Source organism: Virgibacillus halotolerans, from assembly GCF_016908515.1.
Lineage (GTDB): Bacteria > Bacillota > Bacilli > Bacillales > Amphibacillaceae > Virgibacillus_M > Virgibacillus_M halotolerans.
In genome coordinates, this window is sequence record NZ_JAFBEA010000008.1 from 135,022 (window position 1) to 157,934 (window position 22,913).

The 22,913-nt window shown below is 39.4% G+C and carries 18 protein-coding genes; 2 read left to right on the forward strand and 16 right to left on the reverse strand.

The window, feature by feature from the left end:
* Positions 1-211 precede the first annotated feature (211 nt).
* Positions 212-370, forward strand: coding sequence for a hypothetical protein (locus JOC34_RS17070; RefSeq protein ID WP_205137981.1), 159 nt, complete (start codon positions 212-214; stop codon positions 368-370).
* 240 nt (positions 371-610) lie between these two features.
* Here JOC34_RS17070 and JOC34_RS17075 read toward each other — a convergent pair whose 3' ends face one another.
* The 5 genes from JOC34_RS17075 to JOC34_RS17095 form a co-directional block, all read right to left on the reverse strand.
* Positions 611-1,894, reverse strand: a complete 1,284-nt coding sequence (locus JOC34_RS17075; protein WP_205137982.1) for an MFS transporter — start codon at positions 1,892-1,894, stop codon at positions 611-613.
* Positions 1,891-2,379, reverse strand: coding sequence for an ArsR/SmtB family transcription factor (locus tag JOC34_RS17080; protein WP_205137983.1), 489 nt, complete (start codon positions 2,377-2,379; stop codon positions 1,891-1,893). The genes JOC34_RS17075 and JOC34_RS17080 overlap by 4 nt, the downstream gene beginning before the upstream one ends.
* 466 nt (positions 2,380-2,845) lie before the next feature.
* Positions 2,846-4,117 (reverse strand): RidA family protein, encoded by a 1,272-nt coding sequence (locus JOC34_RS17085; RefSeq protein ID WP_205137984.1) that lies wholly within the window; start codon positions 4,115-4,117, stop codon positions 2,846-2,848.
* Between the two features lie 902 nt (positions 4,118-5,019).
* Positions 5,020-5,310: an RNA polymerase alpha subunit C-terminal domain-containing protein gene (locus JOC34_RS17090; RefSeq protein ID WP_205137985.1), complete on the reverse strand. Its 291-nt coding sequence runs from the start codon at positions 5,308-5,310 to the stop codon at positions 5,020-5,022.
* Between the two features lie 173 nt (positions 5,311-5,483).
* Positions 5,484-5,849: a hypothetical protein gene (locus JOC34_RS17095; protein WP_205137986.1), complete on the reverse strand. Its 366-nt coding sequence runs from the start codon at positions 5,847-5,849 to the stop codon at positions 5,484-5,486.
* Between the two features lie 584 nt (positions 5,850-6,433).
* Between JOC34_RS17095 and JOC34_RS17100 the strand changes: the two genes are divergently transcribed.
* Positions 6,434-6,682 carry a hypothetical protein gene (locus JOC34_RS17100; protein ID WP_205137987.1) on the forward strand — a complete coding sequence of 83 codons (249 nt, stop codon included), beginning with the start codon at positions 6,434-6,436 and terminating at the stop codon, positions 6,680-6,682.
* A gap of 357 nt (positions 6,683-7,039) precedes the next feature.
* Here JOC34_RS17100 and JOC34_RS17105 read toward each other — a convergent pair whose 3' ends face one another.
* From JOC34_RS17105 to ligA, 11 genes are all read right to left on the reverse strand, one after another.
* Positions 7,040-9,487 carry an FIMAH domain-containing protein gene (locus JOC34_RS17105; RefSeq protein WP_205137988.1) on the reverse strand — a complete coding sequence of 816 codons (2,448 nt, stop codon included), beginning with the start codon at positions 9,485-9,487 and terminating at the stop codon, positions 7,040-7,042.
* A 331-nt stretch (positions 9,488-9,818) separates the two neighbouring features.
* Positions 9,819-11,204, reverse strand: coding sequence for a 23S rRNA (uracil(1939)-C(5))-methyltransferase RlmD (rlmD, locus tag JOC34_RS17110; protein WP_205137989.1), 1,386 nt, complete (start codon positions 11,202-11,204; stop codon positions 9,819-9,821).
* A gap of 228 nt (positions 11,205-11,432) precedes the next feature.
* Entirely contained in the window at positions 11,433-12,338 is a 906-nt protein-coding gene (locus JOC34_RS17115; RefSeq protein ID WP_205137990.1) for a diacylglycerol kinase, read from the reverse strand.
* Positions 12,339-12,533: 195 nt separating this feature from the next.
* The gene (gene gatB, locus JOC34_RS17120) at positions 12,534-13,970 is read right to left on the reverse strand and encodes an Asp-tRNA(Asn)/Glu-tRNA(Gln) amidotransferase subunit GatB (protein WP_205137991.1); all 1,437 of its coding nucleotides are present in this window, start codon (positions 13,968-13,970) and stop codon (positions 12,534-12,536) included.
* Complete coding sequence (gene gatA, locus JOC34_RS17125) at positions 13,967-15,442, reverse strand: Asp-tRNA(Asn)/Glu-tRNA(Gln) amidotransferase subunit GatA (protein WP_205137992.1); 1,476 nt, start codon at positions 15,440-15,442, stop codon at positions 13,967-13,969. The genes gatB and gatA overlap by 4 nt, the downstream gene beginning before the upstream one ends.
* 12 nt (positions 15,443-15,454) lie before the next feature.
* A complete protein-coding gene (gatC, locus tag JOC34_RS17130) occupies positions 15,455-15,745 on the reverse strand; it encodes an Asp-tRNA(Asn)/Glu-tRNA(Gln) amidotransferase subunit GatC (protein ID WP_205137993.1) in 291 nt (96 codons plus the stop codon).
* 227 nt (positions 15,746-15,972) lie between these two features.
* Positions 15,973-16,116, reverse strand: coding sequence for a hypothetical protein (locus tag JOC34_RS17135; protein WP_205137994.1), 144 nt, complete (start codon positions 16,114-16,116; stop codon positions 15,973-15,975).
* A gap of 13 nt (positions 16,117-16,129) precedes the next feature.
* Entirely contained in the window at positions 16,130-17,401 is a 1,272-nt protein-coding gene (locus JOC34_RS17140) for a helix-turn-helix domain-containing protein (protein ID WP_205137995.1), read from the reverse strand.
* 209 nt (positions 17,402-17,610) lie between these two features.
* Positions 17,611-19,158, reverse strand: a complete 1,548-nt coding sequence (gene pruA, locus JOC34_RS17145; protein ID WP_205137996.1) for an L-glutamate gamma-semialdehyde dehydrogenase — start codon at positions 19,156-19,158, stop codon at positions 17,611-17,613.
* A 619-nt stretch (positions 19,159-19,777) separates the two neighbouring features.
* Positions 19,778-20,884 (reverse strand): CamS family sex pheromone protein, encoded by a 1,107-nt coding sequence (locus tag JOC34_RS17150; protein WP_205137997.1) that lies wholly within the window; start codon positions 20,882-20,884, stop codon positions 19,778-19,780.
* 12 nt (positions 20,885-20,896) lie between these two features.
* Entirely contained in the window at positions 20,897-22,900 is a 2,004-nt protein-coding gene (ligA, locus tag JOC34_RS17155) for an NAD-dependent DNA ligase LigA (protein WP_205137998.1), read from the reverse strand.
* Positions 22,901-22,913: the final 13 nt, after the last annotated feature.

The following is a 22,913-nucleotide window of genomic DNA, read 5'->3' on the forward strand; positions in this document are numbered from 1 at the left end:
AATCAGCAAATTAGTATGTTAAGTTATTTAATCATCACAAATGGATTATTAACCTATTACATGTCTAAAAAGAAGGACTGAATCTCTCTATTAAGCCTCCGTATCCTAGGCACTCAATACTGTCAATTCAATCCTTATCATCATCGAAAGTATAGCGTATCTTTTTTTGTAAACAATATGATGATTAAACAATAAATTGAGGAGGACTTGTATGCAAAAAGATCAACAAGCTAAAAAGAATTTGAATTCTAGTTTGAAACCAGGATTTGCTGGAACAGATGCTAAAAAGGTAAAACAAGAAATTCAGAAAGATGTCAGCGAAGGAAAAGGTGCAATGACTTCCCGAGAAGCAGGAGCAATGAAAGATTAAAAACCACTCAAAACGAGAGGATTTAATCTAGTCCTCTCTTGTGGAAGTTGAGTATCACTCTTCCAAGTTAATTTTGGGAGTGTAAACTGAACTCCCTCAGATAATAAGGATAACACAATATAAATTTACATTGCTAAAGCGCCATTTAGCTTAAGTATATGCTGGTCCGTAGTGAGTATAATGGATGCCATTAATCTATTATTCATTAACAAAAACTTTCAACCCCATTTAGGAGACTTTTTATATATTTTCATGTTCTAACTGATTCGTCTCACTATGCTTAAAAAGATTCACATTATCGATATCAGGAAGTTTACGTAAAACGGAACTACTTAACCAAAAAATACTGAAGATAATCATCGAAATACCACAGATCATAACTGGGATTTCCGGTGTAAATGTTTCACCTAAAACACCACCAACTAGAGAACCCAAAGGCATTCCTATAGCTGCTGCACTACTTATCAAGGTGATTACCCGTCCTATATATGCTGTTTCTACCTGTTTCTGTATGGATGAAAATACAAGAATGTTTAGTATCCCAATAGAGATTGCACCTGTACTGAATAAAATCATGGATGGTATTAATGGTAAAGTGGAGGTGCCCATCCACATAATACCTGTACCAATAAATGTAATGATAACTAATTTTCCGAAATTGATATGTTTTAGCTTTGGAGTAATAATCGTACCAATCATTATTCCTAGTGACATGGAAGCCAGATAAAATCCATACGTGGCTTCTATACCATTACCTTTTGCAAGTGAAAATGCAGGTAAATTCGTTGTCATGATAACCATTGCAATGTTAATAAAGACGATAGAAAAAATCATTTTAGGAACTAATGAATTTCTAATATAGTTAAAACCCGCTCGAAGATCTATAAAATAAAAATTAACAGCAGATCCAATAGACTGAGAACTTTCTCTAGATATATCTGGTTGTTGGAAATTGAAAAATGCATACGAGATGGTTACTAATACGAGACAGATAGCAGTAATTGAAATAGCCGGAACCGTACCAATGAATGTTATGATAATACCTGCTCCTGCAATAAAAGCAATATCCATCGATTCACGAATCGTTTGTAAATAGGCATTCGCTTCAACCACATGATCTTTACCTACAATGATTGGTAATATGGTTGATTCGATTGGATACGTATATTGTGTAAATAATGCGGTGATAAATAGCAAAATAATTACATACCAAACATTTAATCCAATCGTGTAGTTTAACAATGGTATTGTGAATAAAATGATCGCTTTGATAAGGTTGCTATATACCAAACCATTTCTATATTTAGCATAGTTAGCTAATGGGGCAATTAAAAAAGACAATGCACTCGCTGAAGTTATCGCAAAAAATGCAAAACCAGAATAGAGCACACTGCCACTCAAATTTAAAACAAGCAACATCCCCGCAACTGAGTAGATACCACTTCCTAGTCCATTAATAAAAACACCTGTCATTAATATTAAAAAGTTTCTTTCAACCATAAATGGCTTTACTTTTTTCGTCATTTCTCCTCCTCCTCATTGGATTCTTTTATAAGAAGTTCTATAGAATATGGTAATTGTTCCTCACTATCCTTTTCTTTATAAGATAAATGGCCATATTTAAAGAAAAGGTCCTCTAACTCTTCACTTAACTGAGCCACAAGCTTTTTAGACAAATAAACATTTGCAGTTTTACCATCAACGTATCCCGGTGGAGATACTTTCTCTGGATTCTTAAATGACGTAGCTTTAGCTCTGTAAAATTTTTCTACAATCCCCTTTTCAGTATTAACACTTTCAACTTCTAGAATATCGTGCTTTAAAAGCTGTTGAATATGGTAGTAAACAGTTCCAGGGTTTTTTCCCACTAAATCCGCTGCTTGTTTAGGTGTCATTGGTTGTTCATAAAGCAAAGCTACCAATCTTGATCGCAGAGGATTCGATAGCACTTTTTGTTGTTCCCAATTAACCTCCATAACATCATGCTTATGCTTATTTTTCTGGTCCATCATTATCACCTTTCTTTAATCACTTTGGATTTATAAATCGATTTGCAAATCCAAATCACTAATTTATTTATATTATACGATTTAGAAATCCAAATTGCAATGGTAAATATTAAATTTTTAAAAAATTAAAATCCAGAATTAAGAAATAGTTTTGGATTAGTTATAAGTTCTTTCACAGAAAAATACCGTCATCTCTTCTACTCCTAGCCTTTCCCCCTATTATTAGCCTACAGGCAAGTATCAAGGGGTCACGCCTGGACTATCATAGGGATATATGCCCGGAAACTAAAAAAGCATCAAGATTTCTGCCATAATCGGCTAAAATCTTGATGTTTTTTCATCTGCGCTGTTAAAAAAAGGCTGTCTCAATTTTCATTTGAGACAGCCCCTTTTTATGAATAGGATATGCGATTTCGGATTCACCATCGGCATTAACAAGTAACTTGTATTTACAAATAAATGCCTGTTATGCTTTTCGAGGTGTTCCTTCAGCGTTTGCTACAATTACATCGATTTGGACCAAAGCATCTTTAGGTAAAGCTGATACGCCAACCGTTCTTCTTGCAGGAACACCGCCTGGGAAGAATGTTTTGTAAGCTTCGTCTACAGCATCCATATCTGCAATGTTCTTAAGGAAGATATTTACTTTAACCACATCGTCCATCGCGTGATCGATACTTTCTACAATTGCCTTGATATTCTTCAAGCTCTGTTCGGTCTGCTCTTTTACACCACCAGCTACCAATTCACCAGTTTTTGGATCCAAAGGCAATTGAGCTGAAAGGTGATTGTAATGAGAGAACGCTACAGTTTGTGTAGATAGGGAACTCTTTGGTGCATTTTCAGTGTTGTTTGCCCATATAACGATTCCATGTCTATCTTCAACAGCTTGTGGAGGTGTACCATCACCGTGTGAAACCACTGCTTCAATTTGTACTAAAGCATCCATAGGTAAAGCTGAAGCTGCAACTGTTGTCCGTGCAGGGACATAGGCTACGGCTCTAGCGATAGCCGAGTCTGGGAAAAATGTCGTATAAACTTCATTTACGGCTTCAGTATCCGAGAGGTTTTTAAGGAAAATATTGATTTTAACAATATCATCAAAAGGAACGTCGATACTTTCTAAAATTGCCTTGATATTTTTTAAAGCCTGTGCAGTCTGCTCTTTTACACCGCCAGCAACCAATCTTCCAGTTTGTGGATCGATAGGTAATTGAGCTGAAAGATTATTGTAATGCGAGAAAGACACTGTTTGTGTAGATAAAGAACTTGTTGGTGCATTTGCCGTGTTATTTGTAAGCTTAATGAGGTCGCCTGCTTGTGGTGCGTTAGGAATTGTACCTTCACCGTGTGACACCACTGCTTCAATTTGTACCAAAGCATCCATAGGTAAAGCTGCAACTGCAACTGTTGTCCGTGAAGGAACATAGGTTGGGAAGAACGTTTTATAAACTTCGTCTACAGCGTCAACATCTTTGATATCCTTAACGAATACAGTGATTCTAACGATATCGCTCATAACATGATCGATGCTGTCTACAATTGCCTTGATATTTTTAAAGCTCTGTTCAGCTTGCTCCATTATACCACCAGCTACCAATTTACCAGTTTTTGGGTCCAAAGGTAATTGAGCTGAAAGATAATTGTAATGAGAGAAAGCTACAGTTTGTGAATATAGACCGTTACCGTTTGGAGCATTTTCCGTATTTCTTGCTGATACTGCGTTATAGTTACTCATGATAATATTCTCCTTTTAGATAATTCTTTAATAAATATGTTTATTAACTTTGGCTTCGCACCGAAAAAAACCCGGTCTAAACCATGGTTCCGTGTTCGTACAAAACCGCAACAAGCTAAGCGAATAGCTGGCTGCACTCAGTACCGTATGACCCTTTGCGCTGCTGAAATCATTCGAATAGATGGCATCCGCTGAAGCATGGAGGTTTTCTTCAAATCGGCCGTGTCGCTGCTTCTCCTTGCAAAAGAGTTCCATTGCAACAATTACGATGCGTTCGTCGCACACCTCCATTGTCTTTTCATGGTACTTGTTGATGGAGTGGAACGATGACAGAATCAGGATCGTCGGACTTTTGGCGATTTGTGCTATCAGCTTTGCGATGAAGTCAGTGATGGATTTGAAAATTGCTTTGGCTCAATCGATGGCGTTCTTCACGCAGTTGAAAAAAACAATTCTCACTAGGCACAGACTTCGTTTTGGAGCAAGTGATGTTTTAGTTTAACTGCAGCTAGTTGTATCAAGGCTTTAATACCTGATTTCTGCTGCAAAACTTAAGTTGGTAACCCCTCGAGTGGTTACCAAGTTGCAATTATAGCAGATTTTTCTCGTTTTGACTACATGAAAGTTACTTTATTCCAATATCTTTACTGAATAACAAAACTATCACTGATTTTCTTATATTATTAAGTCGTATCTTACACTAATATGCAAACCTATACCTTAACGCAAATATCTCCTGTCCTGCATAATTGCGAGAACCCCCTCCACAAAAAAACCAAACCCGCATTCCACCATCAGAGTTGGAATATTTTTTTCCATAATAGAGAAAAGATAAGCAGGACAAGGGATTGCATGAAAAAGACCCCGAATTCGCAAGTGCTTATTTTAGTTAGACAACACTATTACGCTTTAAATGATAAACCTTCTTCTTCTAATGAAGTTCTCATAATTGGTAAGGAAGCTGGTCCAATACCATGGATTTTTAAAATTTCTTTTTCGGTATACTTTGAGAGTTTTTGCAAAGTATCAATCCTTTCGTGAACTAAGGCATTTCTAGCAGGTGAACTTAGTTTAGATAGGAAGCCACTTTCAGGTTTATTCTCTTTATCACAAACAGGGCAACTTGGACAATCACTACTTTTGTAATACTTATGTCCTTTTTCACAAACCCTTAAGCTTTTTTCTGCTTTCAAAATAACCCCTCCTAATAAGTTCTGATTCAATTTTAACATGTTATTTTTCTCTACTTAGTTATACAATCCAATAAAAGCTCTTTATGTCTCTACTAAACAATTCTGCCCATTAACATAAGATACGATTACCCTTATTGAATAATCGCACCTGTTACTCTATGTAGTTAGATAAATTATTCATTGGAAAGATCGTCAATCGCTTGAACGGCTAATTCCAATGATTTAATTCTTCTTTCCAAAAGCGTTCTTTGAGGACTACCTGCTTTTGACTTAGCATAAATGTTCTCAATTGATGGGAATAAACCAGTAAGGACATGGCGAGCTTCTGCTAAATCTTCCTGTGTGTAATGATGGGGTCTGTGATTCCAAACGTTTTCTAGTATGGCTAAGCCAATGTAAAGCGCTTTGAGTCGTTTCTTTATTAAAGTGGTACTTGCACCTTTCTGAGTCATCTGAGCCAAGGCCTTTTCGGATTTTCCGATTGTCGATTGGAAGGATTTTATTGATTCTAATTTATCTATATGTGATACGTTTTCCATGTTGGTACTGTCCTCTTTTCGTCACTAAATTATTTTGCTTGATACTTGATAAAATTATTAAGAACCTGATTTTACTCGCACTGTACCCTCTAACCATAGTTAGGGTATTAGCAGAGAAATTTTAATCATAAATATCATTTTACGTTAATCAAATTTATGGAGCAAAAGTGGCTTGTCTTCTTTCACTATACTGTCCTTAGTTTAAGAAAACTACTTCACAATCTCTATAACCTATGTCAATTTTACCCTATATTCAAAGTGTTTTAATCAGACAAATTTCCGAGTCACGCATCGCCTTTCTTTCCTCCTATCTCCATACTTCATAATATGGATTAAATATTACGAACCAAATTTAATTCTTCTTTCTAACTAAGTTACCTTAAAAAACTCTTGGTTTTTTCTCCGCCCCAAACCCGCATTCCTCCGTTTTTCGCTACTTTCCACCTATTTTTTCCCTTTTTTTCGGTTTTTAAATAAAGTCTTACGATAGTGGAGAGAAGAGATAATAGATAAAAGAATTAAGAGGAAAGACGGAAGAACAGCGTATAGAAGCGGTCCTTGGATATTCAGGAAAAACGATTGGAATGGCATTGAAAAACCATTGGAAAGGCATGGGTAAAACAAGGTATATCAAAGGATCACGCCTGGTCCACCACCGGGGAAAATATTGGATTAGAAGCGGGTTTCCCTTCGGATTAGTAGCGGTTTTGGGCATAGAAAAATCCCGGGTTATATTGGATCAAATCCGGGATTATGTTGAAGCGGCTGTTGAAATAATAAGTGTTTATTTTAACGAAATCGTGCTGGAAATCGTAAGAATTTATTCTTTGTGATAAAAGTTTATTTTAGTTAGACATAGTAGATTATCCTCACTCATCGTTTATCATTCTACTAGCCCTCATCTTCAATGTCTAATTAAGTATAACCTATCTACCGTTCTTGTATGAGTATAGGGAAGCAAGGTGTCTGGAGTCTTGCCACGCAGCCATCAAGCTAACAAAGATTGTGAAACTTCATTCAGTATGGGGGCGTTCCCTCTGCACAGGAAGTGACAGACACCCTACTAACATAAAAAGAGACGGATACCTTGTGAGTGTCCGACTCTCTTTCAATTATTGTATATTAATAGTGTCATTCACATACCTGAACCCTAATATGTTGCGAACTGAGAAAGTGACAGCTACCAGTGTTTAACTCGCCCTGTCTGATACATCCGCTTCCTGCCATTTCTGCAGCACGGCCTTTACATCAGCCTGCAGTAGTTGGTAAGCGTATTCAGACATCAACTGTTCGCTATAGTAATGATCAAGCAAGACCTTGAATCCCTTCATATGTTTCACTACTTTTGCTTCTTTACCTACTTTTTCATAATCAGCGACCGCTGTCAGATGAATATTCAAGTGACGCACGACCAGCTCACCATTAAATTCCCCGTCCTGAACCAGCTGTTCAACCGTTTCCATGATTTCCAGTGCACTGGTTGCTCCCTCTGATACAACAGCAAAGTCATCTGCGGATTGCGGTTTCAACAAATACGTATCATTGAACACGGAACCAATACCCGTAATCGTTAGTTGATCGCCTTCCTGATACTTTTTGATGAAATCATTGTAGGCAAATCCTGAGCGATTATCAACACGAATTCTTGTCGTTGTGTCGCCGTTAACAGCATCAAATTCGAAGGTCCCATAAGCGTCAGAATCCCCGATATTTTGTACTTGGACATGATTAAGTTTCAATAATTGCCCCTGATTGGAATCATCAACGGTTTCAACATTCTCCGGCTCCATTATCTCACCGTCACCCTTATCCGTAAATTTCATGATATCCTCTAATTCTTTTTCATGATTAAATGTTGTCCGTTTCGCCGATATTTGTACTTGTTGCCCCTTATGAAAATCTCCATCAGATGGGAACACATAAATGCCAGCCGTCTCATCCTGAAGATAGAAGCCCTTTCCGCCCCAAATTCCAGGTGTTGTGGTAATCACACCTGCAACCGTCACTAGTTCCCCGTCTGCAACCCCACGAGCGTCGGCAATGGATACCAGATCTGGAACAGTTGTTTCAAACGGTGGCAATGCTTCTACATCCACATCGTCAATGGACACCGATATCGTCTTCTCATTGTTTCCCTTTACTTTTAACCGAAGATTAGCATCTCCTGCATAATCCGGATTCAATTTCAAGGTCAGATCCTTGTGGGCTTGCCCTGTTGCATCTGCCGTAAGATTGAACGCCTCACTATATCCGGGATCCACGTCCCAGCCGCCCTCATTTTTAAAAGTAGCGAGTTGTTGACCACCTGGTTTATAAATCCCGACTTTCAAATTAGAAATCGTTTCATCTGCTAAAAGATCATCCACCACAAGTCGAATTTGAAACTCGCTTTGATTGGGCAATACCTCTTGATGGACAAAGTCATACGTTGGATTGGATACCTTTTCATCCGATCCGTAAGACCCGGGAGCAAATGTGCTTGGATTCCACCATTCATACCCATCCTTTGGATCAGACCATGGTTCAGGTTCCGGTTCGGTTGATTTGGATGGATCCTCCTCAAAATCCTTCAATGGTGTCTTTTCACTGAGCGGGATTTCACCCTCAAATGATGTATAATCTTCTTGTTCTGCCAGCCATTCTACGGTTTGGATTAAAAATGTCGCATTATCTCCCTCTCCCAAGAAACCGTCATAGGTCGTCTTTTTCGTCCCATTTTCCTCGCGAAGATACTTTGGTGTTGCATCCTCAACAGGTGATGAATCCCCAATAAAAGCTGCTTTTCCTTTGCCTAACTTTGAGATTGCTGCGAAAGCACCTTCATCGATACCGCCACCATTATAGACACCTTCGTCAACTGCCGAACCCCATTTCGGCGGATTTTCCGGCAAATAAATCAATCCTTTTGCATGTTCCGGGTCAAGAATGGCAAGTGTTGCACCAGCATGCATCTCTACAACCCCGACATCTTTCGTCACCCCAAAGGACTCGTCCTCCGGTACAACCGTTTCTCCGGACGTAACATCCCCGATTGCATTGGAGCGAAAGCGAATTCCAAAGTTTTCTCCTAACCAGTCTGTACTTGTTACCCCCTGCATTGCTTCCGAGTTCGCTTCCGCCTCTCCCATTCCTTTCGTAGGATCTTCAAATGCCCCGCGGCGATAGCCATTGAACACTTCACCAGCATCCCAACGGTTCAAGTTCCGATCAGCATTGTAATGATCCGCGATGAAAAAGATACTTCCACCACCACGGACATATTCAAGCATAACGTCCTGTTCTGATGCTTTGAAAGGATTGTTCGACTCCCCAAGCACAAATACATCGTAATCATTCAAATCAGCCAACGTAATAGCAGAATCCTTTCGCAATTCATCCACATCATACCCTTGTTGTGCAATTCCATGGGCAAAATCGGAAAACGCCCCATCAATCACCCAATCAGCTGCACCCGCCGTTTCCCCGTGCGTATTGTCAAACAAGACCTTTCCTTTCAATTCCCCCTCATGCTCCACATGTGGAGCCGGATCATCCACCGTCTCTGCATATGCTGGGTCAATCGTCTGGTGCACAAAGACCGAAAACATCATAACAACCATCATAGCAAACAAAAATTGTATTACTTTACGAACCTTCAAAACCCCTCACCTCCGTTTTTATAATAAACTATCAATTCACACTTAATCCTATCACTACAACAAGACGCGAGCAATTGATATTTTGCCAAAATTCTAAAATGGTAGATTGTACCTGAATAGGACGACCTATTCCATCCCTTTGTCCATTGACAATATTCCTTATCCCTTTACACTTTAAAATTCATAAAAAAAGGCTACTACCATGAAATAGTAGCAACCTTTTTGCTGGTATTCATCCAGCATCATTATACATATTTCTGTTAATGATGCATCAAATTCGGATGGCTTGCTGGAAATCGTAAGAGTTTATTATTTTTAACGGATGTTTATTTTAGTTAGACACTTTCTTCTCCAACCTTGTCACGCACTCAATATGGTTCGTCTGTGGGAACATGTCTACAGGCTGTACTTCCTTCGTCTCATATCCGCCATCTTCAAGAATACGTAAGTCACGTGCTAATGTTGATGGGTTACAAGAAACGTATACGATCCGCTTCGGTTCCATCGCAATCATCGCTTCTAGGAAGTCTACTTCACAGCCTTTGCGTGGTGGGTCCACGACAATGACATCTGGATTTAATCCTTGCGCCTTCCACCATGGCATGACCTTTTCCGCTTCGCCAACGACGAATTCAGCGTTTGTAATACCATTTAGCTTCGCATTCATTTTGGCATCACTGATTGCTTCTGGAACAACTTCGACACCATAAACTTTCTTCGCCTTTTGCGCTAAAAATAGCGATATCGTACCGATGCCACAATAAGCATCAACAACAGTGTCCGTATGTTCAATTGCTGCATATTCCAGTGCTTTTTCGTATAACTTTTTCGTCTGTGGTGGATTTACTTGGTAAAATGATTTGGCAGAGATCGCAAAGCGAATATCGCCAATGGAATCATAAATATATTCCTCACCCCAGATTAGATTTGTCTTTCGGCCGAGGATAACATTCGTACGTTCTTTATTAACATTGTGCATAATTGATTTTACATGTGGGTATGTCTCTGTGAGCTCTTTAATCAATTGGTCTTTATGTGGCAATTTTTCTGTACGAGTGATGATCACAATCATGGTATCGTTGGTTTCTCTTCCCGTTCGCACCATAATATGACGAAGGACACCGCGATCTGCCTTTTCATCATAGGATTTGATGCCAAGGCGATCAGCAATCCTGCGCACCGCTTCGACCATCCGATCATTGACCTCGTCCTGAATCACACACGTTTCCATGTCCTCAATAATCCGATGACTTCTCTGCTGGTAAAAGCCTGTGATTAACGCACCATCTTTTTCACCGACAGGAATTTGGACCTTATTCCGATAGCGCCATGGATCTTCCATCCCTATCGTTGAATGGACGGGGACATGATCTAGGTGAGCAATTTTGCGCATGACGTTTTTAACCTGGTTTTGTTTCATTTCCAGTTGCATGTCATAGCTCATATGCTGGAGCTGGCAGCCACCACATTGATAATAAACGTTACATGGTGGCTCGACACGCGCTTCACTTGGCTTGTCTACTTCAAGTAATTTCCCAAATCCGAAGTTTTTATTTACCTTTACAACCTTAACCTGAGCCTTTTCACCTGGAAGGCCATAAGGAACAAAGAGTGGATAGCCATCAATTTTTCCAACGCCGCTTCCTTCATGTGTAAGGTCCTCAAACTCCAATGTGATTGTTTCATTCTTCTTTACTGGTGCTGTTTGCTTTGCCATTATAATCTTCCTTTACGCGCTTGTTTGTGTAATCCTTATCTTATCATAACCATTTTGAAAAATCATTTTGTGCTTGTGATGCAGCTAATTGGAAGGGAGATCATGCGATATCACATCTAAGTTGAGCGGTGGTATTATAAACTAAAGCAGCATCCCTACCTAGTTGAGCGCTAACACACCAAGCTTGAGCACAGCATATATAAATCAAAAAGAAGACTGCCATCTGCGTCAGTCTTCTTTTTCTATGAATGTGTCTGGAACGAAGTATTCAATATGTTTATTTAGGTTCGTAAACTCCCCTGGCAGCATGCCACCGAATTCACCATCCATATTTAACTGCATCTTTTCATCTGCGGTTACTTTAACATGTTTAGCCTTTGCATAAATGACGAGATCATCCTCTAAATGGGCTCCCCTTAATGCTAGTGTTACAATTCGGATCAAATCAGCGAGATTCGATTTACGCAAAATGATCAGGGAAAAATAACCATCATCTAGGCTTGCCTCTGGTGCTAATTTTTCAAAGCCGCCTACTGAGTTCGTATTAGCAACTAAGAAAAGCATAATTTCATCATCAATGATATTGCCATCATACTCTATCGTTGCACGTATTGGCTTAATGGAAGGCAGCATCTCAAGCCCCTTCATATAATAAGCTAATTGACCAATCATCGTTTTTAATTTACTAGGCACTTCATATGTTAGTTCTGTTAGCTTACCACCGCCGGCAATATTCATGAAATACTGATCATTTACCTTACCGATATCAAGTGCCATGGTTCTGTCATTTAAAATGACGTCAACGGCCTTGCTTATATTTCGCGGAATGCTTAAGGCTCTTGCAAAGTCATTGGTTGTGCCAACTGGAATGATGCCAAGCTTAGGTCGGTAAGGCTGTTCGGCAATACCGTTAATCACTTCATTAATCGTACCGTCTCCACCAGCTGCAACGATCACATCATACCGACGTTCGACAGCTGCTTTTGCGGCTCGTATCGCATCGCCTTCTTTTGTTGTTGCATGCGCGGAAGTTTCATAGCCGGCAATCTCAAACCGTTCTAAAACGGTTGCTAATTCTTTTTTAAATACTTCTCGACCAGATGTTGGATTATAAATGATTCGGGCTCTTTTCATCTAATCCCCTCCCCATTACCTCAAAAATGTTCGGCTATTCATGTAGTATTTACATAAACGAAATTGTTTAGTAATCTTGCGTCCAAATATTAGCATAGCCCTTTTTTCACTATTTGGAAAGGATAATGATGATACCACTGCAAAGAAACAATGCTAGGCTACCAATCATACAGTAGCCTAGCTATAACCGCTTCTTTATCTTTTATCCATTTCCTCTAGAAGTATCTTATTAACCATTGGCGGGTTTGCCTGACCTTTGGTTGCCTTCATTACTTGTCCAACCAAGAAGCCTAGTGCACGTCCTTTACCGCCTTTATAATCGGTTACGGATTGCTCATTTTCGTCCAATATTTTCGAAATGATTTCCTGTAACTGGCCTTCATCGGAAATTTGAACCAAACCTTTGTCCTTCACAATTTGTTCCGGATCGCCACCGTTTTCTACTAATTCAGCAAAAACTTTTTTGGCAATTTTAGATGAAATAGTTCCGTCAGCAATAAGGTTAATCATTTTCGCCAATGCTTCCGGCGTTATTGCCAGGTCATCCAGCTCTTTTAAGTGCTTGTTCAAGTATGCAGAGACTTCACCCATTAACCAGTTGGATACTTGCTTCAAATCCGCCCCATGATCAACTGTGCCTTCAAAAAAGTCAGCCATTTGCTTGGAATTCGTTATCACACCTGCATCATATGCCGGCAATCCTAATTCCTCTATATAACGTTTTTTACGTGCATCGGGAAGTTCAGGGATTTCGCTACGTACCCGTTCTTTCCATGCATCGTCGATATGCAACTCAACAAGGTCTGGTTCAGGGAAATAACGGTAATCCTCCGCACCTTCTTTGACACGCATTAAGATCGTTTCTTTCGTTTTCTCATCATAACGGCGTGTATCTTGAAGCACTTCTTCGCCAGCCAGTAGAACTTTTTCCTGACGCTTTTCTTCAAATTCAAGTCCTTTTTGTACGAAGGCAAATGAATTCAGGTTTTTCAATTCGGATTTTGTACCGAATTTCTCCTGACCGATTGGACGTAATGAAACGTTGGCATCACAGCGTAGTGAGCCTTCTTCCATTTTACAATCGGAAACACCTGTATATTGGATAATATTTTTCAGCTTTTCCAAATAGGCATATGCTTCCTCTGGTGAGCGCATATCCGGTTCTGAAACGATTTCGATTAATGGTGTTCCTTGACGGTTAAAGTCCACTAAAGAATGGCCTTCGTCACCATCACCATGTGTTAATTTACCTGCATCTTCTTCCATGTGTATCCGGGTAATGCCGATCCGCTTTTTCTTGCCATGTACTTCGATCTCAACCCAGCCATGTTCACCAATTGGCTTGTCATATTGTGATATTTGATATGCTGCAGGGTTGTCCGGATAGAAGTAGTTTTTACGGTCAAACTTCGTCACTGGTGCAATCTCACAGTTTAGTGCCAAGGCAGCTTTCATTGCATAGTTAACTACTTCTTCGTTCAGCACTGGCAGTGTCCCCGGAAAGCCTAAGTCTTTTGGGTTCACATTCGAGTTTGGTTCGGAACCAAATGCATTGGTACTCGAGCTGAATATTTTTGAGTTTGTTTTTAATTCAACGTGTACTTCTAGTCCAATTACTGTTTCAAAATTCATTTGCTGACACCTCCAAGTTGAGGTCGTTTTGTATGATGATCCGTTGCTTGTTCAAATGCATGTGCAGCACGATATACTGTGCTCTCATCAAAATGCTTGCCAATGATTTGTAAACCAATCGGTAAGCCTGTTTCTGAAAATCCACATGGTACAGAAATCCCTGGTGTTCCAGCAAGGTTAACTGGAATAGTTAGCAGGTCTCCTGTGTACATTGTTAACGGATCATCTATTTTTTCTCCTACTTTAAATGCTGGAGTTGGTGTTGTTGGTCCAATAACGACATCATAGTCTTCAAATATTTTATCAAAATCATTTTTAATTAATGTACGTACTTTTTGTGCTTTTTTATAATACGCATCGTAGTAACCTGTACTTAGGGCAAATGTTCCTAGCATAATTCGGCGTTTAACTTCTTTACCAAAGCCTTCGCTACGGGAGTTCTTATACATGTCCAGCATATTATCCGCATTTTCTGAGCGTACACCATAGCGTACACCGTCGAAACGAGCAAGGTTTGCTGATGCTTCGGATGATGAAATTAAGTAATAAGCTGCCACTGCATATTTAGAATGTGGCAAGGATACTTCTTCCCATGTGGCACCTAATGATTCATATACTTTTAAAGCATTCAACACAGCTTCTTTTACTTCCGGATCAACACCCTCACCAATGTATTCTTTCGGAACTGCGATTTTGAGCCCTTTAACATCTCCAGTTAAAGCTTCTGTATATGATGGAACATCAACATTTGCACTTGTAGAATCCATTTTATCCTGTCCTGCGATTACTTCTAATACACGTGCATTATCCTCTACAGTCCGTGTAATCGTTCCGACTTGATCAAGTGATGATGCAAACGCCGCAAGTCCAAAACGGGATACGCGACCATATGTAGGTTTCAATCCTACCACCCCACAGAATGCTGCTGGTTGGCGAATCGATCCACCTGTATCTGAACCGAGTGAAAACAAGACTTCACCAGCTCCAACGGCTGCTGCTGAACCACCACTTGATCCACCTGGTACATAATCTGTATTCCATGGATTGCGTGTTGCTGCATAATAGGAGGTTTCATTGGAAGAACCCATTGCAAATTCATCCATATTCATTTTGCCTATGGTAACTGCTTTTTCTTTATTCAGACCCTCTATAACTGTTGCATCATACAGTGGATCATTGAAGTTATCCAAAAATGCACTGCCACATGTTGTACGCAAGCCATTTGTCATAATGTTATCTTTGATTCCACCAGGGATACCAAATAATGCGCCTGTCTTATCCGTATCCGGTGCATCATCTAATTCTTTCGCTTTCGCATAGGCATTTTCTTCATCCAATGTAATGAATGCTTTGACGTCCTCGTCCACTTCTTTAATCCGGTTAAATGAAGTATCCACTAGATCCTTCACCGTAATTTCTTTATTATGTAGCTTTTCTTCAAGCTCTTTGATCGTATGGTCAAATAATGACATTGTTTTCCCTCCTTAATCCATAATTGCTGGTACGCGATAGTGACCATCTTTTTTATCTGGTGCATTCTTCAATGCTTCTTCTTGCGTAATCGTGGCTTTCGGCTCATCTTTACGCATCACGTTTTTCATATTTAAAACATGTGTCGTTGGTTCAACACCTTCTGTATCCAATTCATTTAACTGCTCAGCAAAGCCGATGATTGCACTTAATTCCTTGGTTAATTCCGCAGCCTCATCTTCTGTAATTGCCAGTCTTGCCAAGTGTGCCACATGCTTTACTTGATCTTTTGTAATATCTGACATATCTGCACCTCCATTATTATTATTTTATATGTTGTATTATTTTTCATTCATTTAATGACAGCCATAACTATTGTAACACTATTGATAATAGCATTACTAACCCCATCAAGGCAACTCATTGGAAAGAATATGAGGGCAAAAAAATGCCTGAAATAGGTTTCACGCTATTTCAGGGCAATCCATCATACTTATAATAGGGTATAAATTACTGACTAGTTCTTAAAAAATTAAAAATTAGCTACAGGTGTTTGAATGGAAAGTACACTCGGTTCTACTTCCATTGCGGAATCTGTTGGCTGATTACTTTGAGCGAATGAAAAACCAACTACAAGAAGAGCACCTAACGCGATAGAAACAATCGTTTTTTTCATAATATCCCCTCCTCTATAGACTAATTAATTCCTCGTATGTTAAGTTTGCAAGTTTATAGTATTTAACAGATTCTTTATACCTGCCTAATTTTTCAAAGTGACTACCCAGCATATTCGAATAGACAACCAGATTACTGTAGTCCTTATGTTTTTTTAAGTAAGGTATAAATTTATCTGTAACTAATGATTTAAATTGTTCATGTTCATCATTGATAGCATGACTGTATGTGTGAATCATATAATCATATAACTTGTAGTTAATGTTGTCTTTAGCCAAATCTATTAATTCCAATGCTCTAACAATCATTTCCTTTGTTTTTTCAATATTAGATATATTATAATATTCTTTAATCAATGAGGTTATCGCAGCCATTCTCTCATTAAGATGAACTTCTTCATCATCCACAACATCAGTATAGTACTTAATGGCCTCTTCTGTTTTTCCTGTTGTAGAATATAAGTATCCTAGATTTTGGTTTGTTAACTGGATTATTTGCTTATCTTTATTGAGTTCCCCTAAATGTTTCGCTAAATTATAATTTTTAATGGCTTTATCATGCATTCTTATGCGTCTATAGGAAATACCTAATATAATATGGCACTGCGCACAACGCATAAAATTGTATTGTTTCATGAAAACACCTAGTGCCTTATTTGCATATTCAATAGATTCCAGCGTATTTCTTAGTTTACTATGGGTTATAGCAATAACATACTGTAAATCGGCTACTTCTAATTCCCCTAGTTGCAACTGTTGCAGTTTTTCCTCTGCATGTTTATACATTGTCATCGCCTGTTTAAAATTGTCTCCGATGACTGAATTATAATTCCCTCTAAACTTAAACCAATAATAATTCTGCTCCATGTCAAACGTGCTGGAAACTTTATTTAACTCATTAATCTTTTCTAAGGCTTTTTCATATTCTCCAAGTACAAGGTGATATCTTACCTTATGAATCTCGAATAACATAAGGTCATCAAAGAGGTTTCTGTCCAACAATGCCTGTAATTCTTCGTATGTACGGACAATTTCTTCTTTATCGTTTACTTCAAACAGCATGCTGTACCATTCTTTACTTTTTTCTTTTATTTCATTTTCCATGCTATTGTCAATTTGAATGCCAAGCCGAGTACATAACATTTGAATAATCTCCGAACTTGCTTCTGTTTTAAGATTTTCAATTTTAGATAAATAGGATAAGGATACGATGCCTTGAGATAAATCTTCTAGTGTCATTCCTTGCTTAGTACGTTGTAGTTTTATAAAGGATCCTATTTCTACCAATTATACCCACCCTAACGTGATACAATTCTTTTTATCTATTTCTATTATAACATACTTTCTGATAATTCATATTGGGAAAATTATAGGCTGTAAGGGACGATTATCACCCTATTATGTTTCCTATTTTCCTGTAACAGGAAAATTTAGCCCTTTTCAGTCCGATTTATACTTAAAAAGGGCTAAATTGCTTTTATGCTTCATTATTTATTTCATAACATTTCCGATGTTGATTTCCCTTGCATATGTTGAACAAGATAATCCGGTCCTCCCGCTTTGGAATCCGTTCCTGACATGTTAAATCCGCCAAATGGATGGTAACCAACGATTGCGGCTGTACAGCCACGGTTAAAATAAAGATTTCCAACATGAAAGTCTTCGCGTGCTTGTTCCTGATGTGCACGATTATTGGTGATAACAGCGCCTGTTAAGCCATAATCCGTATTGTTGGCTATATCAATTGCTTCATCAAAATCCTTTGCCTTTGCCAAGGCTACAACAGGGCCAAATATTTCTTCCTGCATTATGCGTGCATTTGGATCAAGGTCTGCAAACACAGTAGGATTAATGAACCATCCTTTACTATTATCCCCGTCCCCACCTGCGACAAGTTGCCCTTCTTCTTTGCCGATTTCGATATAGCTCGTGATTTTATCATAGGCTGCTTGATCAATTACCGGACCCAAGAAGTGTGTATTGTCATATGGGTCCCCAGCCGATAATTCATTTGTTAGTTCGACAACCCGCTCTTTCACTTGGTCATAAACAGCTTCATGGATAATTGCCCGCGAACATGCGGAACACTTTTGCCCAGCGAAACCGAATGCAGATTGGACGATAGCATTTGCGGCTAACTCCAGGTCTGCTTCCTTATCTACAACGATTGTGTCTTTTCCACCCATTTCAATAATCGAGCGCTTAAGCCATTTTTGTCCTTTTTGTACTTTACCAGCCCGTTCAAAAATACGTGTTCCAACATCACGTGAGCCTGTAAAGCTAACGAAACGAGTGCGCGGGTGATCTACCAAATAATCGCCTACTTCACTGCCAGGTCCTGGAATGTAGTTGATCACACCGGCAGGCATACCTGCTTCCTCAAGTACTTCCATCAATTTATACGCAATTACTGGGGTTGTACTTGCTGGCTTAAGCAAGACCGTATTTCCCGTAACCATCGCCGCTACGGTGGTCCCTGTCATAATTGCGAACAGAAAGTTCCATGGCGAGATAACAACACCGACACCTAAGGGTATATAGTTAAATTGATTGTGTTCAATTGGGCGACTGTTTACGTTGACGCCATCCTTCAGTTCCAACATCTGACGGCCGTAATATTCCATGAAGTCAATGCCTTCTGCAACATCCGCGTCCGCCTCTTTCCACGGCTTGCCCCCTTCTTTGACAAGGTGTGCCGTAAATTCAGGCTTGCGGCGACGAACAATCGCTGCAGAACGGAATAAAATATCTGCACGGAATTTCGGATCCGATTTTCTCCAGGTTGCAAATGTTTCATCTGCTACCTTCATCGCTTTCTCTGCAATTTCTTTATTTGCTTTGGATACATACCCAATAACTTCTTCTTTATTTGCTGGATTAAGTGAAACAATTTTATCGTCTGTGGTAATCCGTTCGCCACCAATAATCAACGGATATTCTTTTCCTAAATCCGCTTCGATTTGTTTCAGCGCATCCAACATGACTTTCTTGTTTTCTGCTACTGAAAAATCTGTAAAAGGTTCGTGCGTGTATGGTACAACCATGATAAAACCTCCCTTTAAGTTTACATTCCAGCTCCGTTGATTGCGTTTACATTCGACAGCAAGCTTTTTCGCATAAAAAAACAATAAAGGATGGAGCATTCCCACCCTTTATTGTAACTGAATTGTCTTTATTGTTCAATCAATCTTCATTTCTACCTTTTTAATAGAAGGCTCTTTTCGTAACTTTTGTTGCTTTTTAATCCTCGCATTTGCTAGAAATCGTATCATAAAAGTATGTTTATTTCCGCTCCGAGCAGTCGCTTTCCGCGGGCAACGATCACAGATAGGAGGCCGCTTGTTATCTTTTCGGCATTATTAATGCACCCGCCTATACAGACAGGTGCATTACAACGCCAAGCTTCAAACGTGGCTAGAAAGACTTCTTTTTTATCAAGCAATTGATACCTGGTCTAACATCGCACAATGCTAGCGGCGGAAATACACGAAGACTCCTGCGGGAACAGCGAAGACGATGAGACCCCGCAGCGTTCTTTGCGAGGAGACTCAGCGCGAGCCCGCGGAAAGCGTAGTGTATTTCCGAAGCGAGGACAAAACACCAATTCTTTATATCGTAGATTATAGATTTTGTGCAAAAACTACAATCTTTGAGTAAACAACCTTAATGGAAAATATGAATGGTTGGTGCGTCTTCATTGGCTTCTCGATAAATAAGGCTTTCTTTTTCATTACTGGATGTAACGTTTATTTCCAGGTCATAGTAATTCTTAAACATCTCTTGGACAAGCCCGTAAGCATACTGGCTAAATCCAATGACCTCCCCTTTTCCATAAAACTCAATTGGAATTTCCAAGGTTAATTTCTGCAGGTCACCATCAATATAAAGGCCTTCACCGATTACACCTACATAGTTTGGAAAATAGGTTGCAATTTCATTTCCAAAGTTTTTAACAACTTCATGGTCATCGAAATATTTTTCCTTTCCTTCTTTTGATGGGAAAAGGATATGCTCTTCTTTAATATTCTCCCATTTCCCAACCGATGTGTCACCACCGGAAGCATTCGCTTTAGCTACAAAATTACCTGGAACTGGAGAAGATTGTTCTTCTTCTTGATATAGAGCAACCATGATCGGAATATCTTCAAGCCCTTCAATTTCTCGCATTTCCTTCACAATGTTATCTGCAATTTCTTGACCTTTTTTCATCATCTCATCTTTAGATATTTTCTCATAGTAATAAGGGCCACCTACTTCTGTTTGAAAACGATAGACGGATTTCATTGCAAGCCCGATGGATATACCCGCTAATTTAGTGGATCCATCTTTTTGCTTATGCAAATAGTTCTGTTCTAAAATGTGTGATAAATACCGTGGGTTATCACGGTATTCCTTCTCACCTGAGTCCTTTTTCACTTCTGGATTTAATTCATCAATCCACTCCAGCACCATATCCTCTGTAATATACTGACCTTCCTGGAAATAATAATCACTTGGATCATACTGGTCCTGAGAATGGCGTCTCAATCCTTCTTCCATTTCATCAATATCCAATCGGTTAGCAACCTGATCCACAATGATTCCTCTTGCCTGACTAGGCTTGTAAGGAAGTACTGTTTTATAGTTATCATTAGATAGCTGTTGGCTGGGAACAATGGATACTTCTTCGTTAGATTCATCTTTTTGCACAACTTCGTCTTCACTCATATCCTGTCCACAGCCTGTTATGAACAAGAGTGTGCCAATCAGCCAAATGCTTATTTTTTTCATGGGTTCCGCTCCTTAATCCTCTGTCATGTCCTTTAGCTGTTGTTCATCCCATATCGTAATTCCAAGCTCCGTTGCCTTATCATACTTTGAGCCTGCATCCTCACCAGCAACCAGTATATCCGTGTTTTTACTCACGCTGCCTGTTACGGATCCACCCAATGATTCGATTAAAGCTTTTGCCTCGTTACGTGTGAATGATTCCATTTTACCAGTTAACACGACTGTTTTCCCAGTAAAAATGCTATCGGTTTCCCCTTCGGACTGTTTTGGTCCGGTATACGTCATATTTACACCTAGTTCGCTTAATTCCTTCAGTAAATCTATTACCTTTTGTTCGGAAAAATACTTCACCATTGAATCAGCCATTTTTTCACCAATTTCATCGATCTCTACAAGCGCTTCGTATGTAGCTTGTTGCAGTTTTTCCATCGTTTCAAAATGTACCGCTACTGTTTTCGCAGCTTTAGCGCCAATGAACCTGATGCCTAAACCAAAAATGAGTTTCTCTAGTGAATTTTGTTTCGATTGTTCGATCGCTTGGAGTAAATTTGCTACTGACTTTTCACCCATGCGGTCCAATTTCAGCAGTTCTTCCCGATCTAATCGATATAGATCAGCCATTGTATGAATTAATTCTTCCTGGAAAAGTTGAATGATAACCTTTTCGCCTATCCCATCAATGTTCATCGCGTTTCGTGACACAAAATGAATAAGTCCTTCCTTCAATTGTGCAGTACAGTTTGGATTAATACATCGTAAGGCAACCTCTTCTTCCAGACGAACCAATTCACTGCCACATGCCGGACAATTTTTGGGCATGAAAAATTCCTTTTCATCACCGGTGCGCTTGTTTTCAACAACACGAACGACTTTCGGAATGATATCCCCCGCTTTTTTGATCACTACGGTGTCCCCAATCCGAATATCTTGTTCACGAATTAAATCTTCATTGTGTAATGATGCGCGTTGTACCGTTGAACCTGCAATTTTAACAGCATCGAGAACTGCTGTCGGGGTAACGACACCGGTTCTGCCGATACTTAATTCGATATTGGTCAACTTTGTGATTGCCTCTTCTGCCGGAAATTTGTAGGCAATCGCCCAGCGGGGACTTCTTGCAGTAAAGCCAAGTTCATCCTGCTGATCTAAGCTGTCTACTTTTACAACTATCCCGTCTATCTCATAATTTAAGTTTGGACGTTCATTGGTCCAGTAATCTACAAATTCAATTACCTCATCGATTGTGGCACATTTACGCCACTCCGGGTTCACTTTAAAGCCGAGTGCTTTTAATTTATTTAATCGTTCGCTATGGGACGTTATTTCTGCTGCATTCCATTCACCAACGCCATAAGAAAACATATCCAAGTTACGTTTTGCGGCAATTTTCGGGTCCAGTTGTCTGAGCGATCCAGCTGCAGCATTTCTTGGATTGGCAAAAGGTTCTTCCTCATTCGCTGCCTTCGCTTTGTTTAAGGCATGAAATGACTTTTCTGGCATAAACGCTTCGCCACGCACTTCAATTGTTTCGGTTTCTTCGATTGTCAGCGGGATACTATGAATCGTTTTTAAATTACTCGTTATATCCTCGCCTGTCACCCCGTCACCACGCGTTGCGCCACGAATAAATTCGCCATTTTCATAGGTAAGAGATATCGCCAGGCCATCTATTTTTAATTCGCAAACAAAGGATATCTCTCCGTCAATTCCCTGACTTGCCCGTCTGGCAAAATCACGTAAATCTGTTTCATTAAATGCATTACCAAGACTTAGCATGGGAATATTGTGTTGCACCTTCTGAAACGCGTCCAGTGGTGGTCCACCAACACGTTGAGAAGGGGAATCTGCAGTCACAAGGTCGGGATGTTCCTCCTCCAATTTCAGCAGTTCTTGCATTCTTTGATCATATTCCGCGTCAGGGACGCTCGGTTGATCAAGTACATGATATTCATAATTATATTGATTTAACACTTTCTTAAGTGCATTGATTTGATCTTGTGTCTGTTGCTTATCCATTACCATGCAACTC

Excerpts from the sequence above, each read along its gene's own strand:
- gatC (WP_205137993.1), bottom strand. The coding sequence starts at position 15,745 with ATGTCAGATATTACAAAAGATCAAGTAAAGCATGTGGCACACTTGGCA.
- JOC34_RS17070 (WP_205137981.1), top strand. The coding sequence starts at position 212 with ATGCAAAAAGATCAACAAGCTAAAAAGAATTTGAATTCTAGTTTGAAA.
- gatA (WP_205137992.1), bottom strand. The coding sequence starts at position 15,442 with ATGTCATTATTTGACCATACGATCAAAGAGCTTGAAGAAAAGCTACAT.
- rlmD (WP_205137989.1), bottom strand. The coding sequence starts at position 11,204 with ATGGCAAAGCAAACAGCACCAGTAAAGAAGAATGAAACAATCACATTG.
- JOC34_RS17095 (WP_205137986.1), bottom strand. The coding sequence starts at position 5,849 with ATGGAAAACGTATCACATATAGATAAATTAGAATCAATAAAATCCTTC.
- JOC34_RS17100 (WP_205137987.1), top strand. The coding sequence starts at position 6,434 with ATGGCATTGAAAAACCATTGGAAAGGCATGGGTAAAACAAGGTATATC.
- JOC34_RS17085 (WP_205137984.1), bottom strand. The coding sequence starts at position 4,117 with ATGAGTAACTATAACGCAGTATCAGCAAGAAATACGGAAAATGCTCCA.
- JOC34_RS17135 (WP_205137994.1), bottom strand. The coding sequence starts at position 16,116 with ATGAAAAAAACGATTGTTTCTATCGCGTTAGGTGCTCTTCTTGTAGTT.
- ligA (WP_205137998.1), bottom strand. The coding sequence starts at position 22,900 with ATGGATAAGCAACAGACACAAGATCAAATCAATGCACTTAAGAAAGTG.
- JOC34_RS17115 (WP_205137990.1), bottom strand. The coding sequence starts at position 12,338 with ATGAAAAGAGCCCGAATCATTTATAATCCAACATCTGGTCGAGAAGTA.
- JOC34_RS17075 (WP_205137982.1), bottom strand. The coding sequence starts at position 1,894 with ATGACGAAAAAAGTAAAGCCATTTATGGTTGAAAGAAACTTTTTAATA.
- pruA (WP_205137996.1), bottom strand. The coding sequence starts at position 19,158 with ATGGTTGTACCATACACGCACGAACCTTTTACAGATTTTTCAGTAGCA.
- JOC34_RS17080 (WP_205137983.1), bottom strand. The coding sequence starts at position 2,379 with ATGGACCAGAAAAATAAGCATAAGCATGATGTTATGGAGGTTAATTGG.
- JOC34_RS17150 (WP_205137997.1), bottom strand. The coding sequence starts at position 20,884 with ATGAAAAAAATAAGCATTTGGCTGATTGGCACACTCTTGTTCATAACA.
- gatB (WP_205137991.1), bottom strand. The coding sequence starts at position 13,970 with ATGAATTTTGAAACAGTAATTGGACTAGAAGTACACGTTGAATTAAAA.